The following is a 3,106-nucleotide window of genomic DNA, read 5'->3' as shown; positions in this document are numbered from 1 at the left end:
CATGGGGGAAGCCTCTGGCGCCCAACGGCGCCGCTTCCCAAGAACGCACACGGCTATGCTTGGTTGCGCGCGGCCGAATGCTGAGCGCCGGCCGGATCAGTCACCGCTGTGGCCGCCACCATCGCCGTCGCCACCGTCCGAAAGCCAGTCCAGTAGGTCCACACCGACATCGCTGGTCGTGTCCTTGCTGGGCTTGCTCACCGGCTCCTCGGGATGCTGCGCGCGGACCTCGGCGAACAACGCGCGCGCCAGACGACCCAGCTCCGTGTCGGACAGCTTCCGCTCTGGCTGGACCGGCATGGGTACTCCCCTTTGTGCCGGCCGGCTCGGCCCCGCCGCCCGATCTGATCACGGGCTGGCGGGGCTTGTGCCGTGTCCACACGATAGAGCCGACGCGAGACCTGCAAGCTCGCGAAGCACTATGCCGATATTCAGTTATCGGAAGGTCAATGCGCCTGCGCAGTATTGCGTCGGAACAGGCCACGCAGGAGCCGGAAGGGCAGGCGCACCAGCTGGTAGACGGCGTGGACGGTCATGACGGCGAGGACAGCGAGCAGCGCCAAGAGGGTGTTAAGCAACGCAGGTACTCCCGGCGGCAGAACACGGCGGGCCGCCCCCGCCATTGCACCCAAGTGGCGCGTCGAACGCGGCGGGAGTGTGATGTCTGTAACTAAGCGCGGCTAGATCGGCGAAGGCAAGATCCCGATCATCGCGCTTCGGCGTCGCGGGTCTTCGTTCGGCAAACCATACGCCCGCAGACCCTCACCGCATAGCTCGGCCCGTCCTACCGCCCGCGAGAATTCTCGTTCGGTCTGATCGGTCGAGGTCGACCGCTGCCCTCCGGCAGCCCTTCTTCGGTTCCGCGTCCACAACTTGCCTCTGTGGATCTTCCCTATCCGTGGGGTGAACCGTTTTGCACCCTATGCTGCCCAACAGCGCCGGGGCTGCTGATCGCCCGCCCCGCCGGAGCCACTGCAGCCACTCCCGGCTGATGATGCGCACCACGTTCGGGTCGGACTTCCGGCCCTGGTGGCGGCGCTCCTGGATCGTCAGCAGGCCGTCGCCCTCAGCGAGGCGGATCGCGGCCTGCGCCAGCCGGCGGCAGACACCGGCCCGCGCCGCGATGGCGTCGATGCACAGGCTACAGGCGCCGTTCCGTGCCATCTCGTCTCCAACGACCCGCAGGACCGCGAGCTGCCCGGTGGTGAACCTGCTGGCGAGGGCTGGCGGCATCGGCCCGGAGCAGGCCAGCCGGCGGCGGCGCTCGATGGCCACGGATCGTTCCGGAGCCCGCTGGAGGCGCCTTGAGGGGAACAGCGTCACACGCCGAGCGGAATGCCGACGGGCGCCACGGCCTCTCTAATCGCATTCCTGCGGGTGTGCAGCGCCTCGGCTAAGCCTTGCGCCTCGGCGTCGGTGACGGTTTCGGCGGCATGGGCCTGCCAGATGGTGCGCGACAGGTCGTCGAGCTGCGCGAGCGTCAATCGCTGCACTCGCCGCGGCCTTCCATTCTTCCAGGGTCTGCGTCCGGGATACAGCTGGATCGGCATCCAGCAGTGCCCACAATTCACGGAAAGTATCGGCGTCGCTCATCCTTGCGAGATAGCACGGATACGTTGGCTGCGCGGGGCGGGCGTTTCGTTCGGATCGTCGGTCTGGCCGTGCTGCGCGGGCATGTGCTCAAGACGGCGAGCGGCGGGGTAGCTGTCGAGGCCGGTCAGCGTCCAAGCTGAAGCGGGAAGCTGAGGTCGGTGACATCTGCGCCGGCCAGCAGCTCGGCGGGTGGCGCGGTGAATGGGCTCACGGCCCGCACCGCGGCAATCGCACGTTGATCCAGAGCCGATGAGCCGGAACTGCGTTCGACTTCAGCCCGCTTTACGGTCCCATCTTCGGCAACCTCGACGCGGACCACGACGCGTCCGGACGCTTTGTTGCCCGCGCTTGGGCGCCGGGCGTGGTCTGCCTCATCGATCTTCGTGATGAACGCCGACAGCCAATCGTGCACCGCGGGCGAGACGCCATCTCGGGAGACGCTTGGACCAGCTGCTAGCAGCAGGCCGAGCATGGCTATGCAGATTGGGATGTGTCGACTCGACATCGAGCAACGATGGCGCTCGCCAGACGAGGTGTCGAGACCGTCGGATTGTCGAACTCTGCTCGCGCGGCTACAGCCCGCCCATGCCCGACAAGCTCGACGCCCTCCTCGAACGCCTCAAGGCGCACCAGCGCACACTTATCCTGGCGATGGCCGAGCACGATGGGCTGCCGGCCGGAAGCGCGCTACGCCAGGTCGCTGAGTTGGAGAACGTCATCGCGGCTGTGGAGGCGGTGGCGGGTGAGGAAGCCGACAGGGCCAAGCGTCCGTAGCTTTCCCGCTCGAACGACAACGACGCAGCAACCCGGAAGGTCACTGCGCCGATGGATCGGGCCGTCTGAGGGGGCGAATGACGGCCTTAATCTGTGGGTACATCTGGCTCAGCTTCCGCGAGGTGCGGTCAAGACATCTAACGGCGTGTGGCCCGGTGGCGACACGCGCCGACGACCACCTGTGGACGGCGCCGAGTGCCCCTGATTGGTCAAGGTTCAGGGGCCAGCGTGAGGGACTCCCCTCGATCCGGCTTCGCCATGTTCGCAAATCCTCACACCTTCGTTCTCCACCATCGTGAGCGCCTTGCCGTGCTCCTCTCCTCGGCCCTGTTCCTGGCGGGTGCATTGCCGCTCTTCTGGGCGATAGGCTGAAGCTTCAAGCTGGCGCAGGTACCGCTACGCTTTCTTCACGCCGGGTGGCATAGTGCGCTCCCATGCCGATCCGGCCCGAGCACCGCTTCTTCTACCCCATCGACTGGCCGCAGCTCTCGGCCTTGATCCGGTTCGGCCGGGCAAAGGGATGCTGTGAGGGCTGCGGGCGCCCGCACGGTCGGATGGTCTACCACCTCGGCGACGGGCGCTGGTGGGACGCCGAGGTTGGGCGCTGGCGAGATGGGTGGGGGCGCCGGATCCGGATCGGGTCGGCCACTGACATCCTCGGTCGCACTCGCCGGACTCTGGTCGTCCTAGCCGCCGCGCATCGGGATCACGACACCGCGAACAATGCGGCCGCCAACCT

At 67.2% G+C, this 3,106-nt stretch carries 7 protein-coding genes; 2 read left to right on the top strand and 5 right to left on the bottom strand.

The features are described 5' to 3' along the window. Positions 1-96 precede the first annotated feature (96 nt). The 5 genes from MKL01_RS30285 to MKL01_RS30270 form a co-directional block, all read right to left on the bottom strand. On the bottom strand, positions 97-300 hold the full coding sequence (locus tag MKL01_RS30285) for a hypothetical protein (protein WP_243908889.1): 204 nt from the start codon (positions 298-300) through the stop codon (positions 97-99). A gap of 146 nt (positions 301-446) precedes the next feature. Beyond that, positions 447-578: a hypothetical protein gene (locus MKL01_RS35850; protein WP_279604985.1), complete on the bottom strand. Its 132-nt coding sequence runs from the start codon at positions 576-578 to the stop codon at positions 447-449. Positions 579-762: 184 nt separating this feature from the next. After that, positions 763-1,275: a hypothetical protein gene (locus tag MKL01_RS30280; RefSeq protein ID WP_243908888.1), complete on the bottom strand. Its 513-nt coding sequence runs from the start codon at positions 1,273-1,275 to the stop codon at positions 763-765. Between the two features lie 44 nt (positions 1,276-1,319). Continuing rightward, complete coding sequence (locus tag MKL01_RS30275) at positions 1,320-1,484, bottom strand: hypothetical protein (protein ID WP_243908887.1); 165 nt, start codon at positions 1,482-1,484, stop codon at positions 1,320-1,322. Between the two features lie 233 nt (positions 1,485-1,717). Beyond that, complete coding sequence (locus MKL01_RS30270) at positions 1,718-2,065, bottom strand: energy transducer TonB (RefSeq protein ID WP_243908886.1); 348 nt, start codon at positions 2,063-2,065, stop codon at positions 1,718-1,720. A 113-nt stretch (positions 2,066-2,178) separates the two neighbouring features. Between MKL01_RS30270 and MKL01_RS30265 the strand changes: the two genes are divergently transcribed. Next, entirely contained in the window at positions 2,179-2,367 is a 189-nt protein-coding gene (locus MKL01_RS30265; protein ID WP_243908885.1) for a hypothetical protein, read from the top strand. Between the two features lie 434 nt (positions 2,368-2,801). Next, positions 2,802-3,106, top strand: a 305-nt coding sequence (locus tag MKL01_RS30260; RefSeq protein ID WP_243908884.1) for a hypothetical protein, incomplete at its 3' end; no start/stop codon positions are given.

Origin of the sequence: Methylobacterium sp. J-070 (assembly GCF_022829385.1) — a bacterium.
Taxonomy (GTDB): domain Bacteria; phylum Pseudomonadota; class Alphaproteobacteria; order Rhizobiales; family Beijerinckiaceae; genus Methylobacterium.
Note: the sequence above shows the minus strand (reverse complement) of the source record. Positions and strands in the feature narration are given on the sequence as shown.

Coding starts and splice junctions, on each gene's coding strand:
- MKL01_RS30270 (WP_243908886.1), bottom strand. CDS start 2,065: ATGCTCGGCCTGCTGCTAGCAGCTGGTCCAAGCGTCTCCCGAGATGGC.
- MKL01_RS30285 (WP_243908889.1), bottom strand. CDS start 300: ATGCCGGTCCAGCCAGAGCGGAAGCTGTCCGACACGGAGCTGGGTCGT.
- MKL01_RS30265 (WP_243908885.1), top strand. CDS start 2,179: ATGCCCGACAAGCTCGACGCCCTCCTCGAACGCCTCAAGGCGCACCAG.